Origin of the sequence: Falsirhodobacter sp. alg1 (genome assembly GCF_000739715.2) — a bacterium.
Taxonomy (GTDB): Bacteria; Pseudomonadota; Alphaproteobacteria; order Rhodobacterales; family Rhodobacteraceae; genus Falsirhodobacter.
The window spans coordinates 25048-48430 of the sequence record NZ_BBJC02000006.1 but is presented as its reverse complement, the minus strand read 5'-3'; the positions used below and the strand labels follow the sequence as shown (position 1 = coordinate 48430).

16 protein-coding genes and 1 pseudogene are annotated in these 23383 nt (G+C 60.9%); 11 read left to right on the top strand and 6 right to left on the bottom strand.

Features of this window, described 5'->3' with window-relative positions; all coding sequences use genetic code 11:
* The first annotated feature begins 90 nt into the window (after nucleotides 1–90).
* From TR36_RS12045 to TR36_RS12015, 7 genes and pseudogenes are all read left to right on the top strand, one after another.
* A complete protein-coding gene (locus TR36_RS12045) occupies nucleotides 91–1323 on the top strand; it encodes an ABC transporter substrate-binding protein (protein ID WP_045393085.1) in 1233 nt (410 codons plus the stop codon).
* A 74-nt stretch (nucleotides 1324–1397) separates the two neighbouring features.
* A complete protein-coding gene (locus tag TR36_RS12040) occupies nucleotides 1398–2315 on the top strand; it encodes a carbohydrate ABC transporter permease (RefSeq protein ID WP_082714956.1) in 918 nt (305 codons plus the stop codon).
* The gene (locus TR36_RS12035) at nucleotides 2315–3160 is read left to right on the top strand and encodes a carbohydrate ABC transporter permease (protein ID WP_062763340.1); all 846 of its coding nucleotides are present in this window, start codon (nucleotides 2315–2317) and stop codon (nucleotides 3158–3160) included. Before TR36_RS12040 ends, TR36_RS12035 begins: the two co-directional genes overlap by 1 nt.
* Nucleotides 3157–5228, top strand: a pseudogene (locus TR36_RS12030) (alpha-galactosidase). Before TR36_RS12035 ends, TR36_RS12030 begins: the two are co-directional and overlap by 4 nt.
* Nucleotides 5225–6112, top strand: coding sequence for a 2-dehydro-3-deoxygalactonokinase (locus TR36_RS12025; RefSeq protein ID WP_045393097.1), 888 nt, complete (start codon nucleotides 5225–5227; stop codon nucleotides 6110–6112). Before TR36_RS12030 ends, TR36_RS12025 begins: the two are co-directional and overlap by 4 nt.
* Nucleotides 6109–6705, top strand: coding sequence for a 2-dehydro-3-deoxy-6-phosphogalactonate aldolase (locus TR36_RS12020; protein ID WP_052362672.1), 597 nt, complete (start codon nucleotides 6109–6111; stop codon nucleotides 6703–6705). Before TR36_RS12025 ends, TR36_RS12020 begins: the two co-directional genes overlap by 4 nt.
* On the top strand, nucleotides 6687–7553 hold the full coding sequence (locus tag TR36_RS12015; protein WP_237763579.1) for an SMP-30/gluconolactonase/LRE family protein: 867 nt from the start codon (nucleotides 6687–6689) through the stop codon (nucleotides 7551–7553). The genes TR36_RS12020 and TR36_RS12015 overlap by 19 nt, the downstream gene beginning before the upstream one ends.
* Nucleotides 7554–8456: 903 nt before the next feature.
* On the opposite strand, the gene TR36_RS12010 is transcribed toward TR36_RS12015, so the two are convergent.
* Nucleotides 8457–10385 carry a TonB-dependent siderophore receptor gene (locus TR36_RS12010; protein ID WP_062763338.1) on the bottom strand — a complete coding sequence of 643 codons (1929 nt, stop codon included), beginning with the start codon at nucleotides 10383–10385 and terminating at the stop codon, nucleotides 8457–8459.
* 1134 nt (nucleotides 10386–11519) lie between these two features.
* Between TR36_RS12010 and TR36_RS14780 the strand changes: the two genes are divergently transcribed.
* On the top strand, nucleotides 11520–12647 hold the full coding sequence (locus TR36_RS14780; protein ID WP_045393109.1) for a Hint domain-containing protein: 1128 nt from the start codon (nucleotides 11520–11522) through the stop codon (nucleotides 12645–12647).
* A 60-nt stretch (nucleotides 12648–12707) separates the two neighbouring features.
* On the opposite strand, the gene TR36_RS12000 is transcribed toward TR36_RS14780, so the two are convergent.
* Nucleotides 12708–13643, bottom strand: a complete 936-nt coding sequence (locus TR36_RS12000; protein WP_045393112.1) for a DMT family transporter — start codon at nucleotides 13641–13643, stop codon at nucleotides 12708–12710.
* A gap of 218 nt (nucleotides 13644–13861) precedes the next feature.
* Between TR36_RS12000 and TR36_RS11995 the strand changes: the two genes are divergently transcribed.
* Nucleotides 13862–15175 (top strand): phytase, encoded by a 1314-nt coding sequence (locus TR36_RS11995; RefSeq protein WP_045393115.1) that lies wholly within the window; start codon nucleotides 13862–13864, stop codon nucleotides 15173–15175.
* On the opposite strand, the gene TR36_RS11990 is transcribed toward TR36_RS11995, so the two are convergent.
* The 4 genes from TR36_RS11990 to TR36_RS11975 are packed head-to-tail and all read right to left on the bottom strand — an operon-like array spanning nucleotide 15144 to nucleotide 20400.
* On the bottom strand, nucleotides 15144–16328 hold the full coding sequence (locus TR36_RS11990; RefSeq protein WP_067397936.1) for a glycosyltransferase: 1185 nt from the start codon (nucleotides 16326–16328) through the stop codon (nucleotides 15144–15146). The genes TR36_RS11995 and TR36_RS11990 overlap by 32 nt on opposite strands.
* The gene (locus tag TR36_RS11985) at nucleotides 16328–17284 is read right to left on the bottom strand and encodes a glycosyltransferase family 2 protein (protein ID WP_045393118.1); all 957 of its coding nucleotides are present in this window, start codon (nucleotides 17282–17284) and stop codon (nucleotides 16328–16330) included. The genes TR36_RS11990 and TR36_RS11985 overlap by 1 nt, the downstream gene beginning before the upstream one ends.
* A 9-nt stretch (nucleotides 17285–17293) precedes the next feature.
* Nucleotides 17294–18430, bottom strand: a complete 1137-nt coding sequence (locus TR36_RS11980; protein ID WP_045393121.1) for a glycosyltransferase — start codon at nucleotides 18428–18430, stop codon at nucleotides 17294–17296.
* The gene (locus TR36_RS11975; protein ID WP_045393124.1) at nucleotides 18427–20400 is read right to left on the bottom strand and encodes an HAD-IIB family hydrolase; all 1974 of its coding nucleotides are present in this window, start codon (nucleotides 20398–20400) and stop codon (nucleotides 18427–18429) included. Before TR36_RS11975 ends, TR36_RS11980 begins: the two co-directional genes overlap by 4 nt.
* Nucleotides 20401–20552: 152 nt before the next feature.
* Here TR36_RS11975 and TR36_RS11970 point away from each other — a divergent pair, with 152 nt between their 5' ends.
* A complete protein-coding gene (locus TR36_RS11970; protein WP_045393126.1) occupies nucleotides 20553–22619 on the top strand; it encodes a catalase in 2067 nt (688 codons plus the stop codon).
* 193 nt (nucleotides 22620–22812) lie between these two features.
* Entirely contained in the window at nucleotides 22813–23340 is a 528-nt protein-coding gene (locus TR36_RS11965) for a DUF421 domain-containing protein (protein ID WP_045393128.1), read from the top strand.
* Nucleotides 23341–23383 lie beyond the last annotated feature (43 nt).

Sequence of the window (23383 nt, the reverse complement as noted above, 5' to 3'; positions counted from 1 at the left end):
ACTGGACGATTCGGCAGAGTGTTTCAATATACAATATCATGTTCCAACATGCGGAACTAATATTGACCGGAATTGCTTTGGGAGGAGCAAATGAAATTTAGCAAATCAGCCTTGTTGGGCGTGTTGATGCTGGGTGTGGCCATGCCCGCCATGGCGCAGCAGCGCACATTGACGATCAACAGCGATGCGTCCGATCCGGCGCCGAAGGCGGCTATCGACGCGTTGATCGCCGATTTCGAAGCGGCGAACCCTGATGTGAACGTGGTGCTGAACCTGTTCGACCATGAGGGTTACAAAACCGCGATCCGCAACTTTCTGACTGCCGACAGCCCCGATATCGCCAACTGGTACGCGGGCAACCGGATGGCCCCCTTCGTGAACTCGGGGCAGTTCATGGATGTATCGGATGTCTGGGCGGAAAACGGTCTGAACGAGAGCCTCGGCTCGGCCGCGTCATCCATGACGATCGACGGCAAGCAGTGGGGCGTTCCCTATACCTACTACCAATGGGGCATCTATTATAACAAGGACGTGTACCGGGCTGCGGGCGTCGAGGTGCCCAAGACTTGGGACGAGTTCGTTGCCAATTGCCAGCAGTTCCAGGCAGCAGGGATCGATTGCCTGACCACCGGATCAAAGGCGCTGTGGCCGACGGCGGGGATCTTCGATTATCTGGATCTGCGCACGAACGGCTACGAGTTCCACCAGCAGCTGACCAGTGGCGACATCCCGTGGACGGATGACCGTGTGAAGGCCGTCTTTGCCGAATGGGCCAAGGTGCTGCCCTATACGACCGCAAACCACGCGGCGCTGGATTGGCAGGACGCGGCCGCGCTTCTGGTGCAGGGCAAGGCGGCCAATTACGTCATCGGGAACTTTGCCGTGGCCACCTTCAAGGATGGCGGCATGACCGATGACACGCTTGGCTTCATGCCGTTCCCGGAAATCACGCCCGGTCTGCCCCGCGCCGAAGAGGCGCCGACCGACACGATGCACATCCCCGCAGGCGCGAAGAACGTGGCCGATGCCAAGGCCTTCCTTGCCTTCATCGCCAGCGCCGAAGAGCAGACCAAGATGAACGAGACGCTGGGGCAGCTGCCGATCAACAAGGATTCGACGGTGGGCGACGATCCGTTCCTTCAGGCCGGGTTCGACCTGCTGAGCACCGCCGATGGCGGCATCGCCCAGTTCTTCGACCGCGATGCCTCGCCGGAAATGGCCAAGGTCGGCATGGAGGGCTTCCAAGAATTCATGGTCAAGCCGGACCGTGTCGATGCGATCCTGGAGCGGCTTGAGAAAACCCGCGCCCGCAGCGCCCGTTAAGCGCGACCGAAACCATCGGGGGCAGGGCTGCCTTGCCCCCGACCGACGACAGATCCGAGGGGGGAGCCTTGGCCATGGTGCCATCAACTGCAAAACACACCTTAACGCCGCGCAAGCGCAGATCACGGCAATCCTTGGCGCCCTGGCTGTTCCTCGCACCGGGTTTTGCGATGTTTCTGGTCTATGTGATCATTCCCGTATTCCAGTCGATGTGGGTGTCCTTCTTCGAATGGGACGGGCTGAGCCCCAAGATCTGGATAGGCCTTGGCAACTATGTCGAGCTGTTCGACGACGAGGCGTTCTACACCTCGCTCAAGAATAACGTGATCTGGCTCGCGCTCTATATGCTGGCGGTGCCGGCGGGGCTGATGATCGCGCTGTTCCTGAACCAGACGGTCCGCGGCATCCGCATCTACAAATCGCTGTTCTTCTTTCCGTTCGTGATCTCGCAGGTGGTCGTCGGGCTGATCTTCTCGTGGTTCTACGCGCCTGATTTCGGCCTGTTCTACAAGCTGATCGAATGGATCACGGGATCGCAGGTAGCCATTCTGGCGGATGAGAATCTGGTGACCTACGGCATCATCATTGCCGGGCTGTGGCCGCAGATCGCCTATTGCATGATCCTCTACCTCACTGGCCTGAACGCAGTGGCCCCCGACCAGATCGAAGCGGCCCGCCTTGATGGTGCGAAGGGGATGAAGATGCTGTGGTATGTGGTGCTGCCACAGCTTCGCCCGGCCACCTTCATCGCGCTGGTGGTCACGGTGATCGGCGCGCTGCGCAGTTTCGATCTCGTCTCGATCATGACATCGGGCGGCCCCTACGGCTCCAGTCGGGTTCTGTCCTACTACATGTATGAACAGGCGCTGTCGGAATACGGCTACAGGATGGGCTATGGCGCGGCGATTGCCGTGGTGCTGTTCGCAATCATGATGATCTTCATCTCGGGCTTCATCTGGAAGATGTGGCGCGACGAAAAAGGAGCGCGCTGATGTTCCCGCGTCCAATCCAGAGCCTGTCGCCGACCGCGCAGCGCGCCTACAAGATCGCGCTGCCGGTGATGCTGATCCTGTGGCTTCTGCCCTTGCTGGGCGTCGCCATGACCTCGGTGCGCCCGTCATCCGATCTGGCGGCCGGCAATTATTTCGGCTGGCCCTCGGCGCTGGCGTTCGACAACTACCTGACCGTTTTCAAGAACACCGCGCTCGATAAATACCTGCTCAACAGTTTCAAGGTCACGATTCCCACGGTGATCGGGGCCGTGGGCCTGTCGTGTCTGACGGGGTTCGCGCTGGCCATCTACAAGTTCCGGGCCAATCACCTGCTGTTCTTCATGTTCGTGGCGGGCAACTTCGTGCCGTTCCAGATCCTGATGGTGCCCGTGCGCGATCTGACGGTCAGCCTCGGCCTCTACAATTCCATTTCCGGCCTCGCCCTGTTTCATATCGCGTTCCAGACGGGGTTCTGCACGCTGTTCATGCGCAATTTCATCAAGGGTCTGCCCTTCGATCTGATCGAGGTCGCGCGGGTGGAGGGGGTCACCGAATGGCAGATCTTCCGCCATGTGGTGATGCCGCTGATGCGTCCGGCCATCGCGGCGCTGTCGGTCTTGGTGTTCACCTTCATCTGGAACGACTATTTCTGGGCGATGGTGCTGACCACGGGCGCGGATACGCAGCCGATCACCGCCGGGCTCAACAGTCTGAACGGCCAGTGGATCGCGGCGTGGAATCTGGTGTCCGCGGGGTCCATCCTTGCCGCCCTGCCGCCCGTTCTGATGTTCTTTGCGATGCAGCGCCATTTCATCGCAGGTTTGACCTTGGGGGCCGTGAAGTGAGCCAGCCACAGATCTGGCATCTGGGTGATGCCTGCCAGAGCCTTGTCCTTCTGGCCGAAAACCACGAGCTGCCGCAGATCGTCTATTGGGGGGCGCCGCTGATCGGCGCGTATCCCGCAGGCGCGCACCGGATGGATGTGACCGGTGGGATGCTGGACCGGAACCCGGACCTGTCGATCTGCCCGGAGGCTGTGCGCAGCTTTCCGGGGCAGGCGGGCCTTCGGGCGCGGTCGCAGGACGGGGCGATCCTTTTGCCGCGCTTCGGGTTCGAGGGGGCGGAGGAGGGGGAGAACACCCTGACCCTCAGCTATCGCGACGGGGGGCTGCGCTATGTCGCAACCTTCGGCATCAACCCCCGCACGCATGTCCTGACGGCGCAGGCATCGGTGGTGTCGGACCGCCCGATTCATCTGGACTGGCTGGCCGCGCCGGTCTTTCCCGCGCCGCAGCTTGCGGATGAGATGATCGATTTCTCGGGCCGCTGGATCGGTGAGTTCCGGATGCAGCGGCATCGCTGGCGCGCGGGCATCCATGCGCGCGACAACCGGACGGGCCGGACGGGGCACGAACATTTCCCAGCGATCCTGCTGCCCGGCCGGGGCGCGACCAATACCGGCGGCGAGGTTTGGGCGCTGCATTACGGATGGTCCGGCGGCCATGGCATGATGGCCGAGGAATTGCCCGATGGCCGCCGCCAGATCCAGTTCGGCCATGCCCCGCAGACCGAGCATGGGGCCGCCACCGCGTTCCAAACAGCGCCGCTCTATGCCGCCTATTCGGCCCATGGTCTGAACGGCTGCGCCACCGCGTATCAGCGCCACCTGCGCGACGAGATCGTGACGTGGCCGCACCCCGAACGTCCGCGCCCCGTGCATTACAACTGCTGGGAGGCGATCTATTTCGACCATTCGCTGACCGCGCTTCGCGACATCGCGACCCGCGCCGCCGATCTGGGGGCCGAGCGGTTCGTGCTGGATGACGGCTGGTTCGGGCGCCGTGATGACGATACCTCGTCCCTGGGGGACTGGACGATCGATCCGCGCAAATATCCCGAAGGGCTTGGCCCGCTGATCGACCATGTCCACGGGCTGGGAATGACGTTCGGGATCTGGTTCGAGCCGGAAATGGTCAACCCCGACAGCGACATCTACCGCGCCCATCCCGATTGGGCGCTTGGCCCGGCGGATCAGGGGCTGGGGCGGCAGCAGATGGTGCTGGACATGTCGCAGCCGGATGTCCGCGCCTATCTTCATGGCCGGATCGCGGCGGTTCTGGAGGCCCATGACATCGATTATATCAAATGGGATCACAACCGCGTCCTGCCCTATGCCGATGCGGCCCAAACGCGCGGCACCTATGCGCTGCTGGATTGCCTGCGCGCCGATTTTCCGGGGGTGGAGATCGAAAGCTGTGCCTCGGGCGGGGGCGGATCGATTTCGGGATCATGGCCCGCACCCAACGCGTCTGGCTGTCGGACAGCAATGACGCGCTGGAGCGGCTGCGTATCCAGCACGATGCCGCGCTGTTCCTGCCGATGGCGGTGACCGGCAGCCATGTCGGCCCGCGCCATTGCCATACCTCGGGGCGGGTGATCGACATCCGGATGCGCGCATGGGTCGCGGCGGCCCGGCATATGGGGTTCGAAATGGACCCGCGCGAATTGACAGAGGACGAGGCGGCGGTGCTGCGCGATGTGACCGCGTGGTGGAAGGCCAACCGCGACTGGATGCGCCGCGCCGATATCCTGCGGCTGGAAAGCGCGGACCCGGCGGTGATCGCCGAACAGCAGCTGGCCGAAGACGGGGCGCGGTTCGTCGTGTTCGCGGGCCGGGCGGAGAGTTCGGAACAGATCCTGCCCCGGCCCCTGCGCCTGACGCAGCTTGACCCAGAGGCACGATACCGTATCACCCTGCGCAACCGCGCCGATGCGGTGGGCCTGTCGCGCGGGGCACCGGCGCTGAAAACGGGCGATCTGATCCTGACGGGTCAGTATTTGATGGGGCAGGGGATCAACCTGCCTTGGAGTTTCCCGCTGACGATGTGGGTTTGCGAGGGAGAAAGGCTATGACATCCGATCATTGGATCGCCGCCGATTGGGGAACGACGAACCTGCGGCTTTGGGCGATGCGCGGCGCAGAGATGGTGCATCAGCGCGCCTCGGCTCGGGGGATGGGCGGCTTGAACCGGACCGAGTTCGCGCAGGTCCTTGCGGATGAAACCGCCGATTGGGCCGAATGGGCCGGGGCCGCAATCGTGGCCTGCGGGATGGTCGGTTCCCGTCAGGGCTGGCACGAGGCCCCCTATGCCAAGGCCCCCACCTTGGCGCAGACGCCCTTGGCCAACGTGCCGGGCACCAGAGTCTGGATCACCTGCGGCGTATCGCAGGACGATCCGGCGGATGTGATGCGCGGCGAGGAGACGCAGATCGCGGGCCTGCTGGCGGCGCGCGCCGATTTCGAGGGCGTGGTCTGCCTGCCCGGCACCCATACCAAATGGGCGCATATCTCTGCCGGAGAGATCTGCTCGTTCCAAAGCTTCATGACCGGTGAGGTGTTCGAGCTGTTGGCCGGAAAATCGGTTCTGCGGCATACGGTTGCATCCTCTTGCGCCACGGAGGAGGAAGCCTTCGATGCCGCGGTGAACGATGCGCTGGCACAGCCGCACCGGGCCTATGGGCGCCTATTCCAGCTGCGTGCAGGGGCGTTGATCGGTGATCTGTCGCCCGAAACGGCACGGTCGACGCTGTCGGGGCTGCTGATCGGATGGGAACTGGCGGGGGCCAAACCCTACTGGCTTGGCCAGGAGGTTGCCCTGATCGGCGCGCCCGCGCTGGCGGCCCTTTATGCGCGCGCGCTGCGACATCAGGGCGTTCAGGTCAGCGAGGCGGATGCAGAGGCGGCAACCCTTGCGGGGTTGCACCGCGCATGGAAACGGATCGGAGAAACGGCATGAATCTGGTAGCAATCCTGCGCGGGCTGACCCCCGCCGAGGCCGTGGACATTGGGGCGGCCCTTGTCGGGGCCGGGATCACTCGGATCGAGGTTCCGATGAACTCGCCCAATCCGCTGGACAGCATCGCCGCCCTTCAGGCACGGTTCGGGGATCGGGCCGCGATCGGTGCAGGTACGGTGCTGACAGTGGCGCAGGTGTCGCAGGTGGCCGAAACCGGGGCGCGGCTGATCGTGTCCCCCAATTGCAACGTGGAGGTGATCCGCGCATCCAAGACGCGTGGCATGGAAAGCTTTCCGGGCGTGATGACACCGACCGAGGCCTTTGCCGCCATCGACGCGGGGGCGGATGCGCTGAAGCTGTTTCCGGGCGATCTGATTGGCCCCATAGGCCTGCGGGCGATGAAGGCGGTGCTGCCGCCCGACATGCCGCTTTATGCCGTGGGGGGCGTGACGCCCGCGAACATGGCCGACTGGCTGGGGGCAGGCGCCACAGGCTTCGGCATCGGCTCGTCGATTTACAAACCGGGGGACAGCGCCGAGGTCGTGGCGGGCAAGGCCGAGGCGCTGGTGGCCGCATGGAAGAACGCGCAATGACGGCGGCGGTCTTTGATCCGACGCCCTGCGTGCTGGGAGAGGGTGCCTTGTGGCACCCCGACAGCCAGAGCCTGATCTGGTTCGACATCCTCGGGCGCCGCATGTTCCAGCGCGGACAGTCGGGGGCGGCGCGACAGTTCCAGTTCGACCAATATGTCTCGGCGGCGGGGCGTGTCACCCCCGACAGCGTGATCCTTGCATCGCAGAATGCGCTGAACCTCCTTGATCTGCGGACGGGCGCGCATGAGGTGCTGGTGCCGCTGGACGCCGAAAACCCGCTGACCCGATCCAATGACGGGCGCGCCGATCCGCAGGGTGGTTTCTGGATCGGGACGATGGGGATCGCGGCCGAACAGGGGGCCGGGGCAATATGGCGCTATTACAAGGGGGAATTGCGCCGTCTTTTTCACGGCATCAGGATTCCCAATTCGATCTGCTTTGCGCCCGATGGCGGGCATGCGTATTTTTCTGATACGGCCCTGTCGATCATCCACAAAGTGCGCCTTGATCCCCAAGGCTGGCCAATGGGTGAGCCGGAGGTGTTTGCCGATCTGCGTGCCGAAGGGCTGAATCCCGATGGTTCGGTGGTGGATGCAGAGGGGGCCTTATGGTGCGCACAATGGGGTGCGGGCCGTGTGGCGCGCTACGATACGAACGGAAAATTCACCGATGCGGTGGCTTTTCCGGCTGTGCAGATCAGCTGCCCTGCCTTCGGCGGCGCGGGGCTGACGACGTTGTTTGCAACCTCTGCCGCCGAGGGGATGGCACAGCCGGGGGAGCAGGACGGCGCGGTATTTGTCGCCGAAGGTGTTGGCAAGGGGCAGGAAGAACATATCGTTTTGCTGTGAAGAGATCTCGGGGTCTGACCGGGGGGCGGGGGTCTGCCCGTTCTTGACACGAAAGGTCTTGTCGCAAACGTTCAGGCAATCCGATGGTGCCCGCAGCCACGGCACAATTATGCTGCTGGTGCAGCAAACTGTTGTGCGGTGGTGAGGCCGTTGAGGCTGAACTGCCCTTCCCTGATCATGTAGGCCGTCTTGACCGTGGCATCCGCAAAATGAAACGTTTTGGGCCTCTTCGTCAGGCCGGTAATCTGTTTTATGGAGCAATGATATTACCGAAGTATGCGAGCTGCAGAACCGTGATGGTCTTTCCAGCTATGGTAAACTTGAGGATCACATAGACACGCTCTAACTCGGCGAGGTTGGCACAGCTTTTGTCGATGATGCCCCCGGATCGGCACACCGTTCGCATCGACCGGCTGTTGATAGCGTAAAATCGAGGGTATTCTTGTCGCGGACGACAGCCAGATACAGATATGTCCACTTGCACTCAACATTCAGATACATTTCGTTCGCGCGCCGCAAGAGGGCAGTTGGTCGTTTGATGGCTTGGGGATTTGCCGCGATCAGGGGCACGTTTTTGCCGCCCCATCGGTTCGATGCTCAGTGATTTACGCTGACACTGCGGTTGGCCATGAATTGGTGCAGATCACGGTATGACACGCGGTGCCGGACGTGGAAAAAGACCGCATGCAGGATGGTGGAGTTTGGGAAATTGCGCGTCCTAGACGTCGATCATCTTTCCGTCCCAATCGTGCGTTATCCGACTAAGGGCTGGCGGCGCGCGGAGTTTACGGCATTGCCGCTTGGCCTATCCATTCCCAATTCGCGTCCATTGCCGGGGTCATGCCAAAGGCCCATCCGTTTCCGGAAGGGCCTTCTATCGTGATCCGTGCAGGTGCGGATGCCTTAGAACCGCATTGTCGCCTCAAGGGTGATCGTACGGCCCGGTTCCCGCAGGGGGATAAACCCGAATCCGCTGTCGGCATAATCCACGCCATATGTCGCGCGGTCCGAATACTGCTGGTCGAACAGGTTGGCCACACCGGTGCGGACGGTCATTGCAGGAATGGCGCGCGGAACATATTCGGCGAATACATTCACGACCGTATATCCCGGAATGGCGGAATCATCGGGGTCGGAGCTGTCGCTGTGGTCATAATCCAGCGCCATATCTATGCCGCCACCGACGGTCAGGCCGGGTGTCAGGCGTTGCTCCACCTCAAAGGCGATGATCTCTCCGATGGGGGCGCCGAAATCCACGCCTTCATAGCTGGAGGCCGGATCGCCATCCACGGTCACCTCGCTGTTGGAATATGTCAGGCGGGCAAATCCGCCGTTCCAGCCATAGGTCGTGCCCAGATTGAAGCCGGTGCTTTCAAAGCCGAAGTTGCCTTCTTCGACCCGCGCATTCGAAACCTGCGTTTTGAACAGTTCGCCGCCGATGCGAAGGTTGCCACGGGCCCAGTCGAAACCGGCCATGAAGTTTTCGGCCCGCGCCGCACGCAGGGCATCATAGTCGTCGATGCGGTAGAACAGGTAGTTGTCCTCGATCGACACGCCGCCGAAGACGTTGGAATAACCGGCGCGCAATGTCAGCTCGTCCGTCACGTCATAGGCGGCAGACATGTTGCCCGACATTCCGTCGTAGGTTTCCTCGTCGCCGGATGTGCCCTCGAAATCTTCAAAATCCGCACGGGCCCCGAAGCTCAATTTCAGGCGATCGATGGGTTGCAGCCGCGCTTGGGCGAACAGGCCGATATTTTGCGCATTCTCTTCCAGATCGGTGCCGTAGATATCTTCGTACCGCCCCATGCGGTCATAGAAGTCCAGACCCGCAACAACCGTATTTCCCGGTGAAAAGGTGAATGTATTCTGCGCCGTACCCGACAGCGATGACGATGTACCCTGGCTGCCTTCGGGATCGGGAATGTCGACAACGCTTTCGGACCAGCCAATGGTCAGCTTCGGATCCCACATGCCGGTATCCATCGTATTTTCATAGCTGAAGGCATAGTTCTTGCGCGTTGTATCGTAGAACCGTGTGGGCAGGGCGCGACCGACCGAGCCGATATTGGCGCGGTAGGGGCGGTATTCGCTGTCGTCCAGCTGTTGGGCCGAAAACTCGAACCGGTCGCCCTCGGTCGTCTCGAAAGCGCCTTTCAGCAGATAGCTGGTCAGGTTCGCGCCGCTGCCCGCAACTTCGTCACCATTGCCGTCTTCGTAATCGTCGCCGGTGGCCCGCTTGATGTACCCCAGCCATTCGAAGCCGTCCTGCCTGCCGGCCATGGTCAGCGCACTTTGCCAAGTGCCCCCGTTGTCCGAATAGGACAGCCGCAGGTTGCCACCAAAGTTCTTTTCCTGCTGCAGGATGTCGGCGGTATCCACCGTTTCCATCACCACAGCACCGGCCAGTGCATTCGGGCCGGTATCCGCCGCTGCAACACCCGCATCAACACGCACCTGTTTCAACAGGCCGGGGTCGATGGCATTCGCGGTTACGTGGTGAAAGGCCCTGTTGTTCTGGGCAACGCCGTCGATCGTGACGGACAGGTTGAGCATGTCGATGCCGTTGACGAATATCTTCTGTGCAACGGGCAGTGCCCCCCCGACGGATACCGAGGCGATTCCGGCAAACACATCCTTGAGATCGCCCACCCGCGCGCGCTCCAGCTCGGCATCGGACACGTAAACGGCCGTGGCCCGATCGGCTGCGCCAGACTGGACATCGCGCTGTTCCACGATGATGGGGTCCAGCGGAATATCCTGCGCCGAAGCGGGCAGTGCCATCGCACCGACAATTGCAGTGCTGGAGAGGAAGCGACGGGATAACATCATGGAACGCGAGCCTTGATCTGTATGGCGGATCTGGCTCAGGCGTTGCCTTGGCTGCGCGGTAATATGTTCGTGCGCCCCAGTCACATGCAAGTGATGAAATGGCGCGGGTATCCGCGATCAGCCTGGGTGGGGGTGGTGTCTGCAAGTTGCTGCGAGGGGGGCGAGTGGAAATGGATTGTACCACGGTCGCACGTAAATATCCGGAATATAATGATATTCGTATTCTCGTTTTGGAAATTAATTACACCGGATGACACGCGGGAAGGGCTATTTTACGCCACCTGCGCTGTAGTGACGCATGGGTGGGCGGCTCAATCCCCGGTTGTATCTTGGGGAATTGGTTGTGCCGCCGCCATGTCCTTAGGCGCATGACTTCGGCCGGCTTTGCGGTTTTCGATGTCTGCAATATTTCTAACCCCGCAGGTTGGCATCATGAGGTACGTCTTTCATACCTTCGGTGATACTAATGACAGTCCCTTATATATCATGCGACAACCACCTGAAGTTGTATTCGGTTGTGTCTGTTCAGATCCTGGAACGACGCCCGCCCCTTGTTTCCAAATTAATTACGAAGCGCGTTATCAATTCGCGTGGCATGTGTTCCGATGGATAGAGCCTCAGCCCGTGATATCAAATATGTGAAATAAACTAGCGGCTGGCGTTCCTATTCCTCAGGTGCCCCACACGCTTGCCGGCGCCCTTGAAGTGACGGTGCGAGATACAGACGAATCAAATGGCACGGCATATAGGCCACAGTTCCAGATATCATGATTATACATGGGGTTGATGCAGATCCCATCAGGTACAACCTGTTCAAGTGCATGAAATATAGGGAGATATGCAGAACGATACCCATGTATCGTTTATTCTGCTGCTCGGTGTCAGGCGTTTATGCCGGATAAATCCGTAGTAAACCGGAGTTCCTTAATTACCGCATATTCGTATTATCAACATTAATTTGAATTGTTAATCTGGCGAATATGTATATACGTATAAGGCCAAAAAATTAATTAATAATTTTGTTGATAATATATCAGTACTGCTGAACCTTTGGAGTGGGTGCATGTGTGCCTAATTCCGGAAATTGCGCGGGCGATTGAATCGCTTTGCCCACTTCATATAAGGGGTTGGTTGATGCCAACGAGTTGGAATGTTATTTATCTCGGATCTTCGGAAACAGCCCTCGATCCAGTAGAGGGCAACAATACCAGTGAAAATGCGGCACTTTTTGAGGGTGTGACATTCGGCTCCGCCGATTTGCCGCTGAAGGACCGTATCTATTTCGCGGAAACGGTTGATAACGGCGGGGCGCTTTCGGCCAATAACACCCCCATCATGGATAATGATAACAATCTATCCAATGATGAGTACAACTTTACACTTCGCAACGGTGCACCGCTGACACTGGTGCATGACGCCGCCGTATATTATTCGGCAACCATCACCTATACCGACGGTACGCCTTCAAGCACGTTCGATGCGCGCATTGTTCAGACAACGGATGGCAACCTCTTTCTTGCCCCGTCAATTGACGGAACGGATATCGCTACGCTGGAAGCGGCGCCGATCGAAACCATCACGCTGAACTCGGTGCTGAATTCGACAGAGGTCGCGTTCTTGCAGGATCGGCCGAACATCAGCTTCATTCCCTGTCTGGCGGCCGGCACGATGGTCCGGACCGCGCGCGGAGAGGTTGCGATCGAGCATCTGACCGCAGGGGATATGGTCGAAACCCGTGATAACGGGATGCAGGCCATCCGCTGGATCGGATCGCGCAAGCTATCGGCCGCCGAGCTGGCCGCGATGCCGAACGTGCAGCCCATCCGTATCCGCGCGGGCGCATTGGGCGTCGGTCTGCCAACCGCGGATCTGATCGTATCTCCGCAGCACCGCATGCTTGTGCGGTCCAAGATCGCGATGAACATGTTCTCCATCAACGAGGTGTTGGTGGCGGCAAAACAACTCTGCTCGACAGACGGTATCGATATCGCACCGGATGTGCAAAGCGTGGAATACTTCCACATGCTGTTCGAAAACCACGAGGTGATCTTTGCCAATGGTGCGGAAACAGAATCGCTGTTTACCGGCCCCGAAGCACTGAAGGGTATCGGGAATGCCGCGCTGGAAGAGATCCTTCTGCTGTTCCCCGAATTGCGCGATGCCGCTTACGAACCTTCGCCTGCCCGCCACCTCGTCGGGGGGCGTCAGGGGCGCAAGCTTGCCATGCGTCACAAGCAGAACCTGCGTTCGCTTGTCAGCTGACGCGACAGGATGACCTGATCGGGGGCCTGACATATGTCGGGCCCCTTTTCACTTCTGCCGTCAGGGATTCAGCCGCAGGCCACCTTTGCCATGCGGCGGTTTTCGCCGCACCGCGGGCATGGTGATGATCATCAGGCAGCCGACGACCATGCCCACGCCGATCCATCCTGCGGGGGGCAAACGCTCTCCCACGATCAGAACGCCCAGAATTGCGGCCACAACCGGTTCCAGCAGGGTAATCACCGTGGCCATGCTGGCAGGAACGCGGGCCAGGCCATAACCGAAACAGACATATCCCAGAAACATCGGAATTGCGGCCATATAGAGACCGACTGCGGCATTCGTCCAGGACGCCAGAAACGGCCCGCCCGTGATCAGCAGCACCGGCAACAGCAACAGACCGCCCAGGCCAAAGGTGGCACCCATCGCCACCGATGACCGGAGCCCGCCCATCATCAGCTTTCGTGCCGACCATGAATAAAGCGCGTATGTCAGCCCGGCAATCAGCCCGAGGCTCACGCCAAGGCTGATGGAGGTATCACTTCCGATCCCCGCCTCGAACCCGCGTTCGGCCATGCAAATCATGACGATACCGGTCAGCCCGATGCCCGCGCCGATGGCCCATCGCCGTGTCAGCCCTGTGCGGTCCAGAACATATTCGATCAGCGCCGAAAACAGCGGGGCGGAACCGATACTGATGACCGTCCCGACCGTAACGCCGGCCATTCGCATCGACGCATAGAACGCCAGGGGGTAGATCATCACGGAAATGGCCCCGGCCCATAACAGAGGCCATCGGGCGCGCAGAAGCTGACGGGAGCGCAGAATGCCCCCCGCGGCCATCAGCGCCTGTGCCAGCCCGCCGATGCCCATTGCCGCCGCGCCGATCGCAAGGGCGCCGACATCGGGCGCAAAGGTCGCGGCTGTTCCGGTGGTCCCCCAGACAAAGGCGGCAAACAGGATGGCGGCCACGCCCCGGGTGTATGCTCCGTTCAAATCCTGCCCTCTCTCTGTCTGCCCATAGGCTGTGCGCGCATCATGGTTTTTTTCGCACGGAAGGCAATGCGGATCGGCATTTCCCGAAGTGTCCGCAAACGGTCATTCCGGCAAGGTGCGGGCGCCTCGTGATTTACAGATTAGGCTGATGGGTGTCATAAAACCGTTTTATATTCGGCACATAAAGCCTGAAAATATAATTTCGGGACGAATTTACCATGAAGATACCCACACATGCGGCCCTGTGCCTGACAGCCGTGATGATGTGCCCGCCGACGGTCCACGCGCAGGACTGGGCGGTGAATACCGTTACCGCCATGGCGCAAACGCCGGTGCTGACCAAGGACGACATGGGGGCGGATGCCGATGATCCCGCGATCTGGCTGTCCGGAACGGACCGGGCGCAAAGCCTTGTCATCACGGCGGTCAAGAATGGCGGCATGCGGGTGTACGGATTGGACGGCACCCTAATCCAGACGATTGCCCCGCATAAGGACAGCCGGATCAACAACGTCGATGTGGTCTATGGCATGACGATGGCCGACGGCACGGTTGCGGATCTTGCCATCGCCTCTGACCGGGGGCTGGATTATGTGCGCGCCTACCGGATTGACCGCGACGGGGCGGAGCTTTTGACCGAAATCACCGATCCGGCAGAAGAACGGGCCTTTCCGACGCGCCCGCTGCGCAATGCCGAAGGGGCCGAGGACAATCCGGTGGATGATCAGGCAACGATCTACGGGCTGACCACATGGCATGACCGGAACAGCGGCACCATCTGGGTTGCAGGCACCCAGAGGCATCAGCCCGTGGTGGGCCTGTTCCGGCTGGAAGCGACCGAGAACGGCGTTCGCGCGGTAAAGGATCATGAATTCGCCGTTCCGACCACACATATGGGGCAGGACCTGTGGGAGGAAAGCGACGATGACGCCGCCCATGATTTCAGCCCGCAGTTCGAAGGCATGGTCATCGACCGGACAACGGGGATGCTTTATGCCGGGCAGGAGGATGTGGGTATCTGGCGCGTTCCCGTGGCAGGCGGCACGGCAGAGCTGTTGTACCAGACGCGGGGTGCCAAGGGGTCGTCCTTCTTCAATCCCGATAGTGTCGTCACCCGCGATGTAGAGGGATTGTCACTGTATTATGCCGCCGGCGGTGCGCGCTATCTGATTGCCTCCAGTCAGGGCGGTGCGCATGGCGGCGCACCCACATATGCCGACGCCCCCTATGATGACAGCTTTGCCGTATTCTCGGTGGATGAGGGGCTGGACCTTCTTGGCTCCTTCAGGGTCGGCGGTTCGGACGGCATCGACGGGGTGCAGGAAAGCGATGGCGATGACGTTATTTCCGTGGCGCTGCCCGGGTATCCGAATGGCGTGTTCATCACGCAGGACGGTTACGCCGGTGACCTGAACGGTCTGGATGGTGAAACGGCTGCCACCAATTTCAAGATGGTGGATTGGGCCGAAATTGCCGCAACCTTCGATCCGCCCCTGATGGTCACGCCCGAAGGCTGGGACCCCCGAGGCTGAAACCATTCCCCTGAGCGGTCGGGGCGGGGTGGGCCATGGGCCGATCCATTTCCGGCAGTTCGATGGGGGGAAATGTTACGGATGGCAATTCGGCGGCCAGCCCCTGCATTGCGGACTGGTACAATCCTTCGTACCGGTCCACCATGCGGTCGATGGTAAACAGCCGCTCTACCCTGTTGCGGGGGATGGTGCGCGGGATGTCCATCGCGCGCCGGATTGCCGTGTCATAACCGACGGTATCTTCGGGGTGGGCAAAATATCCGGCCTCACCGATGATTTCGCGAGCGGCCCCCATATCCAGCGCGGCAACCGGCACTCCGCAGGCCATCGCCTCTACCGCGACCAGGCCAAAGGGTTCATCCCAAAGCGGCGTGAACAGCAGGACAGAGGCGCGGCCCATCTCATGGGCCAAGGCATGTGTCCGCAGATGGCCCCCGTAGCGGATCAGCGTGCCCAGATGCGGCTTGATCTCGGCCTCGTAATACTCCGCATCCTCGATAACGCCGAACAGGGTCAGCGGCAGGTCCAGTCGCAGCGCCGCCTGCACCGCCAGATGCGGTCCCTTGGTCCGCGAGATGCGCCCTGACCAGACCGCACTTCCATTACCCTGTGGTGAAAACGGCCATTGCCCCAGATCGATACCGTTATGGGCGATATGCGCCTCGGGTGGGGGGCCTTCGGGCCACCAGCACTCGATCTGCTTGGCTGATGTAACGGTGAACAGCGACCATGGCGCGCAGCTCTCACGTACGGCGCGGTGGATCGCGTCAAAGGGCGGAATATGCAGCGAGGTAACGGTAGGAACCCTGTGCTGACGTGCCAGGCGCGGCGGATAGCGATGCAGCGAGTTGTTGTGGACCACGTCGAATGCGCCGTCCACCATCCCCTGCATGGCACGGGCAAACCCTGCATCCAGATAATCATGCAGGACCCGCGTCTCGATATAATCGTTCCACGGATATTTCAGATCGTAGTGTTCGGGCAGAATGGGGTGGATGTTGAACTCAGGGTCGCTATCCGCTGCCGCGAACAGCGTCACATCATGCCCCCGCGCCATCAGTGCATGGGTCAGCGCCCAGGAATGCGCCTCCATCCCGCCCATAAACGGCGGCGCGATCGGATGGCGCACATGCGAAATGACCGCAATCCGCATCATTCCGCCGCGATGGCCGGGCGCAGAAGCGATTTCTGCCCTGCGGCATCCACCGCTGCCAGCCGCGCCTTCAACAGCCGGATGACCGAGGCGGTATTGGCATAGGGCATGTCCGGGCTTTGGCGTGTCAACGCGATGTCGGCCTCGTCCGGTTCTTTCAGAATACGGATGGTCGGGCCGGAATTGTCGATCAAACCCATCAGCATGAAGGCGTAGAGCCAATGCTCCATCGTGCGGTACCCCCATTTTTCGGCAAACAGCTCGGCATTCCGGACCACGCTGTGCAGATGATGCACGGGGGGCATATGGTGGGGATGGTACTGATGGTAGACTTTTGCCCCGGCAATCCAGCCGATGCGTTGCCCCGCCATGCTGAGTGTCTTGCCGAAGTCCGTATCCTCGCCGCCGTATCCGGTGAACCGTTCGTCAAAGCCGCCCACCTTGGCGAAAACATGCGCTGGAAGGGCAAAGTTCAGCGACCAGAAGCAACGGTAATCGGTGCAGATCTCCACCCCGTCGGCGGGAGGGCCTTGCCTGTCGGAATGGCGCACGGCCACGGTGTCGAAACCGGTGCATGTCCATCCGGCTGCGTTGGCACCTCCGGGCAGATACATCACCTCTCCCATCATCAGGCCGTCAAACCCCGCGTCCAGATAATCCTGCACCAATGTCGGGGCGGGAATGCAATCCACATCCAGAAAGACAAGCAGATCACCCGTGGCCAGACCTGCTGCCGCATTACGTGCGCGCGCCAAGGGCAGTTCAGGCCCCGTGACGGCGATCTGCCGCACCGGAAAGGGCATTTCCGGCAGGTCCTGATAGGGGGCCTCCTGCATACGGGCAATCACAAGCTCTGCCGGAAGGACGGTCTGGCGCGACAGGCCCAGCATCACATTGCGCAGATGTGCGTCACGGCCCTTGGCAATGGTCAGAACGGATGCGGTCGAAGGGATCATGGGCAAACCTCAGGAAGCGGTTGAGAGGGAAATGACATTGTCGGCAGCATTGCCCCACAGGCGGGTGATCACGCCTTCCAGCCACATTGCGGCCTCGGGGGCAGGGTTTGTACCCGCAAGGGATTGCTGGCGGGCCGGATCATGCGTGGACCGGGCCGTGGCGACAGCCTCTTGCCATGCGTGGGCCGAGGAGGGCAGGGAGGGCAGATGCAGCGCCACCCCGGCAGCATGGAGGGCGCGGGCCTTCAGAACCTGTTCATCGAAATAGCGCCATTCGGGCACGGCGATCCACGGGCGCCCCGCGTTCAGGATTTGCTGACAGGTGGTATTTCCGGTGGAAGCGACAATCAGATCTGCCGCCGCGATGTGATCCTCGACGCCATCGACCCAGCCCAGATGTTGCAGGTTGGCAGGCTCTGTCGCATGCCAGTCACGGGCCACCTGGCCCACGGTGATCCACTGTGCATCGGGCATTGCACGCGCGCCGACCGCGATGGGGGCCTGCGCGAACCCATTGCCCCCCTTGCCCGACATGACCAGAACCACAGGGCGCGCGGGATCCAGTGCCAGACGTTCACGCGCCGCCGCCCGCGTTGCGACAGGCCCCGAGGGGCACCCCAGACCGGGCGCGAAATATGTCCGTTGCAACATGTCCGCATTCCAGTCCGGTTGTGCCAATGCGGAATGGAACGGGGCCAATATTCCGGCGGCACCGTCATAGGCGGCGCGGTGACCCGGATCGCGCCTGTCCCCGTGCTGCAGCACCTTGATATGCGGCACCGAACAGATACGGGCCAGTTGCGCCACCTCGGCCGATACATCGCAAACCATCAGGGCCGGATTTGCCTCGGCGAACCATGAGGTGATGCGTGTCATGGCGGTACGGATGCCGTGCCAACCCAGCGGGGCGCAATGGAGCGTGGCAGGGGTGGGCACCCAGTCCATCACGGGTTCGGCCCCTGTCGGTTCGAACAATGACGGGATGCGGATGATGCCGACATTCGGGCGCAGGGCGGGGAATATATCATCGCGCGCACAGAAGATCGTGACGGGACGGCTGTCGGGCAGGGCGTTGACCAATGCGGCGCAACGCTCGACATGGCCCCGGCCCTGATGGTGCACGAAATATCCGATGGGTGCGGTCATAGCACGCCCTCCAACCCTTCAAGGACGCCACGGGCAAAGGGCTGTCGTGTCCGCACCAGCCCCGGACGTGGCCGCAGTCCCGTCAGTTCCTCGCTGGCATTTGCCACAACGATGGCGGTGCCACAGCGGGTCAGCATGTCCAGATCATTGCCGCTGTCGCCGGCGGCAATGCAGTCGGCCAGTGTCAGATTGAAACGGCCCGCCAGATGGGCAATGGCATTCGCCTTGCCCCCCGCGGGCGGCAGGATATCGATCAGCCTGCCGTGTGAATGGACGACATGCGCGCGATGCCCTGCCATACGCAGGGCCGTTCTGACCCGCGCTGCCATATCGGTGCTGCCGAACAGGCTGATCTTATGCGCGCGCTGATCCACTTGCGCCTGCCATTCCGGATGCAGGGCTGCAATCACATCCTGTATCGCCCCCCTGTCCCAGCTTGTCGCCAGTGCGGCATCATATTCAGGGCACAGGTGCAGCCCTTTGGTACCGCGCAGAAAGATCTCGGTCCCGACCGAGGTGATGAAGGCATCAGGCTCGGGCAGGTTCCACCGACGCAGCACGGCGCGCGCCTCGGGCAGCGACCGGCCCGTGGCCACGGCAAAGGGGATATGCGCGCTTTCGGCCCATGCCGCGAACCGGCGGGCCGAGGGCGCGCAGCCGGTCAAGGTGTTATCGATATCGCAGGCCAGCAGGCGCTTCGCCTGATGCGGGACCGGCCGTGCGGCGCGGCGCAGGCCACGGTAAACCAGCACACTGTCCTCGGCATAGCGGGTCCAATCAAACTCCTTGATCCCGCGCAGTGCATTGGCAGAGGCGCGATGCCATGCATCACGATCATCAACCAGCGTCAGGCATGCGTCCGCAATGGCATCGGTATCCTTCGGCTCTACCAGAATACCGTGGTCCAGCTGTTCAAGGATCGTTGATGGCCCGCCGTGGCGGGTAGCGACCACGGGCAGGCCCGCCTGTGCTGCCTCCAGCAACGTCAGGCCAAAGGGTTCGAACAGCGCGGGGTTCACAAAGACGCCGCCTGTTTCGGCAGCCCGCCGGTACAGCGCAGCCACCTGCTGCGTATTATGCGAGGGCGGAAGGGCGAATGTTCCGGGCAGGCTGGCGGCAATATCACGCAGCTCATGCAGAATGGCCTTTGCCTCCGGCTCGGCGGTGGCATGCTGACCGGCAAGGATGACCAGATTGGCCGCGTCCCGCAGGCGGGGATTGCCGGCATAGGCCAGCGCCAAGGCGCGCAGATTTTTCTTTGTGACAGGGCGGGCGATGGCAAGGATGATCGGTTTCTGCGGATCATCCAGCAGCCCGTGAAGCAGATGGTCCGCCGCTGCGGTATCGGATGTAGAGGCAAAGGTAGAGGCACCGGGGGCAATCCGGTGACAGCGGGTGATCGCCGCAGGATCATAGGCCGGTATCTGTGCCTCTATTTCATCCCGGCTGGAGGCGATGATGGCATCTGCCTGCGCAATGGCCTTATGCTCTGCCGCAAGGCGCCGGTGTTCCTGCTGCCCGCCCTGTTTGCCAAGCGCCAGCGAATGCGGGGTATAGACGACCGGAATCCCGAATTTGGCACCCACGGCAAAGGCAATCTCTGCCGCATCGGCAAAATGGGCATGCAATACATCGGGCTTTGACGTTGTCCGCAATAATTCCGAAAGCGCATCGGCAAGTTCCGGCACCTCGGCCCACAGCGCATCCTTGGTCAGGTAATCCTGCCTGTCCGTTGACAGCCGGAGAATACGGAGCCTGTCCGTCACTGCCTCGACAGGCTGCATGTAATCGCTGCCGAAGGTATTGAAACTGCGTGTAACAATATCGACACGTGACACATCCTTGCGGGCTGCCTGACCGTGGGCGGCACCCAGGATATAGGCGATATGCCCCCCTGTATCTTCGGTCAGCCCGTATTGAATTGGCGGCGTGCGAAGGCAACCGCCAATAGCGATGTGCATGATATGCATAAATATTTCCTTTGCCGAGCACACACTAATGCGTGATCCGACATTCGGGTTCCCCGCTGAAAAAGATATAAGATGATTGATTGAAAATCGTTTGACGATATCGATGTCCGGCATACCTGCGGTTGACCGAACACAACGAACAGGTGTGCATCATGACAGTTAAGGACCAGACATCGACCACCGGCGCAGGTGGCGAAATCCATCAGCAGTCCGGCGGGGATGTACCGGCGATGACCACACAGGTCGGCGCCCCGGTATCGGATGACCAGAACAGTCTGAAGGCCGGGCGGCGTGGCCCCACCCTGATCGAGGATCAGGCATTCCGTGAAAAGATCTTCCACTTCGATCATGAACGTATCCCGGAGCGGGTTGTCCACGCCCGCGGCTATGGTGCGCACGGATATTTCGAGACCTATGAGAACATCTCCGATCTGACCTGCGCCGATCTGTTCCAGCGCGCAGGGGAAAAGACCGAGGTTTTCGTCCGTTTTTCCACCGTGGCAGGCAGCAAGGGCTCCATGGATCTGGCGCGTGACGTGCGCGGCTTTGCGGTGAAGTTCTATACAAAGCAGGGCAACTGGGATCTGGTGGGCAACAACATTCCGGTGTTCTTCATTCAGGATGCGATCAAGTTTCCCGACCTTATCCATGCCGCCAAACCGGAACCTGACGCCGATATTCCGCAAGCTCAAACGGCGCATGACAATTTCTGGGATTTCATCTCGTTGATGCCGGAATCGATGCATATGGTCATGTGGATCATGTCCGACCGGGCCATCCCGCGCAGCTTCCGGTTCATGGAAGGCTTCGGTGTCCACTCGTTCCGTTTTGTTACCGCCGAGGGGAAATCACAGTTCGTCAAGTTCCACTGGAAACCGAAGCAGGGCCTGCAGTCGGTGATCTGGGACGAAGCATTGCGCATCAATGGTGCCGATCCCGATTTCCACCGCCGCGACATGTGGACGGCGATCCAGTCCGGTGATTTCCCCGAATGGGAGCTGGGCGTTCAGGTGTTCGACGACGCTTTTGCCGAACAGTTCGATTTCGACGTGCTGGACGCGACAAAAATCATCCCCGAAGAAATCCTGCCTGTCCGCCCCATCGGCCGTATGGTCTTGAATCGGATGCCCGACAACTTCTTTGCCGAAACGGAACAGGTGGCGTTCCAGACCGGCAACGTCGTACCGGGGATCGATTTTTCCGAGGACCCGCTGCTTCAAGGGCGCAACTTCAGCTATCTCGATACGCAGTTGAAGCGGTTGGGTGGCCCGAATTTCAACCACATTCCGATCAACGCGCCGCGCTGCCCGTTCCACCATTTCCAGCAGGATGGCCATATGGCCATGCACAATCCGAAGGGTCGTGCCAATTACGAACCGAACGGCTGGGGTGGCACCGAGGGCGGTCCGCGCGAGACGCCCGAAGGGTTCAAGACTACGCCTGTTGCCGTCGAGGGCAAAAAGGAGCGTATCCGCTCCGAAACCTTTGCCGACCATTACTCGCAGGCGCGCCAGTTCTACATCAGCCAGACCGAGGTGGAGCGTGAGCATATGGCCGATGCGCTGATCTTCGAGCTTTCGAAGGTTAAGACGAAGGCCATTCGCGTTCGCATGCTGTCGCATTTGCTGAACATCCACGATGATCTGGCATCGGCCGTGGCCAAGGGGCTGGGGATCAAGGAAATGCCGGCACCCGCCAAGGCTGCTTTGCCGACGCGCACCGATCTGGTCGAAAGCCCGGCACTGTCGATCCTGAAGAACGGTCCGGCCAGCTTTGCCGGTCGCAAGGTTGGTATCCTTGTCACCGAAGGGTCGGATGTGGCGCTGGTCTCGGGCATTGCCGACGCCGCCAAGGCCGAAGGGGCCATGGTGCAATTCGTTGGCCCGCTGGCTGGCAGTGTCACGCTGTCCGATGGCACCGAACTGGTTCTGGATGAAATGGTCGAAGGCGCACCTTCGGCGATTTTCGATGCCGTCGCAATTCTGCCTGCGGCAGATCAGGTGGAAATGCTGGCAAAGATGCCTGCTGCGCGTGATTTTGCGGCAACCACATGGGCGCATTACAAGTTCTGCGCGCATAATGATGCGGCCAAGACGCTGTTCACCAAGGCTGGCCTGCCCGACGGATTGGACAGCGGCTTTGTCGCGGCTGAACAGGCGGATGATTTCATCGCAGCCTGCCGCAAGCTGCGGTTCTGGCCGCGCGCAATGGCGGCCTGATCGGGGGCTGTCCTGATTGCCAGCGGTAGCTGCCGCTGGCAATCCGTTACCTTTCTTGTGAATGCCCCGGACGCCGCACCGCATGAAGGTGCGGCGATGTCATTTCACAGGCCGGGTTATGGTTTCCCCGTCAAACGGTCTGCATCGTTTTTCCGTGCAGGCAGAATTTTCGATCCGCAAAGGAGTAGGCTGAATGTTCTTTGAAAACTGGTCCGGAATATTGCGTATTCTGGTGGTCGGTCCGCTTGCCTATGTCATTCTTGTGCTGCTGTTGCGGATCACTGGCAAACGAACATTGGCAAAGCTGAACGCATTCGATCTGGTCGTGACCGTCGCCCTCGGGTCCACCCTTGCAACCGTGCTTCTTTCCAAAACGGTGGCCCTGGCAGAAGGGATTACCGCGCTGGTCGTGCTGGCTGGGTTGCAGTGGATCATCGCTTGGCTGTCGGTTCGATCTGATGGTGTTGCCGATCTTGTCAGGTCCGAACCCACCCTTCTGCTGCGGGAGGGACGCTTTTTGCAGCAGGCATTGCGCCAACAGCGCGTCCGCGAGGATGAGGTGCGCGCAGCCGTGCGGTCCTCGGGATATGCAAATGAAACGGAGGTTTCTGCCGTCATTCTGGAAACCGATGGCAGCCTGAGCGTGATCGGTACCACGAGTGGTGGCGTGGGCAGTATCCTGCATGCCGAGGAAATACGACAGGGATCTGGCGACATTTGAGATACCGACCCGGATACGGTTGGAAATGGTGCGTATTGCGCCA

Coding starts and splice junctions, on each gene's coding strand:
- TR36_RS12020 (WP_052362672.1), top strand. CDS start 6,109: ATGAATCTGGTAGCAATCCTGCGCGGGCTGACCCCCGCCGAGGCCGTG.
- TR36_RS11970 (WP_045393126.1), top strand. CDS start 20,553: ATGACAGTTAAGGACCAGACATCGACCACCGGCGCAGGTGGCGAAATC.
- TR36_RS11985 (WP_045393118.1), bottom strand. CDS start 17,284: ATGATCCCTTCGACCGCATCCGTTCTGACCATTGCCAAGGGCCGTGAC.
- TR36_RS12010 (WP_062763338.1), bottom strand. CDS start 10,385: ATGATGTTATCCCGTCGCTTCCTCTCCAGCACTGCAATTGTCGGTGCG.
- TR36_RS11975 (WP_045393124.1), bottom strand. CDS start 20,400: ATGCATATCATGCACATCGCTATTGGCGGTTGCCTTCGCACGCCGCCA.
- TR36_RS12040 (WP_082714956.1), top strand. CDS start 1,398: ATGGTGCCATCAACTGCAAAACACACCTTAACGCCGCGCAAGCGCAGA.
- TR36_RS12045 (WP_045393085.1), top strand. CDS start 91: ATGAAATTTAGCAAATCAGCCTTGTTGGGCGTGTTGATGCTGGGTGTG.
- TR36_RS11990 (WP_067397936.1), bottom strand. CDS start 16,328: ATGCGGATTGCGGTCATTTCGCATGTGCGCCATCCGATCGCGCCGCCG.
- TR36_RS12015 (WP_237763579.1), top strand. CDS start 6,687: ATGGAAGAACGCGCAATGACGGCGGCGGTCTTTGATCCGACGCCCTGC.
- TR36_RS11980 (WP_045393121.1), bottom strand. CDS start 18,430: ATGACCGCACCCATCGGATATTTCGTGCACCATCAGGGCCGGGGCCAT.
- TR36_RS14780 (WP_045393109.1), top strand. CDS start 11,520: ATGCCAACGAGTTGGAATGTTATTTATCTCGGATCTTCGGAAACAGCC.
- TR36_RS11995 (WP_045393115.1), top strand. CDS start 13,862: ATGAAGATACCCACACATGCGGCCCTGTGCCTGACAGCCGTGATGATG.
- TR36_RS11965 (WP_045393128.1), top strand. CDS start 22,813: ATGTTCTTTGAAAACTGGTCCGGAATATTGCGTATTCTGGTGGTCGGT.
- TR36_RS12025 (WP_045393097.1), top strand. CDS start 5,225: ATGACATCCGATCATTGGATCGCCGCCGATTGGGGAACGACGAACCTG.
- TR36_RS12035 (WP_062763340.1), top strand. CDS start 2,315: ATGTTCCCGCGTCCAATCCAGAGCCTGTCGCCGACCGCGCAGCGCGCC.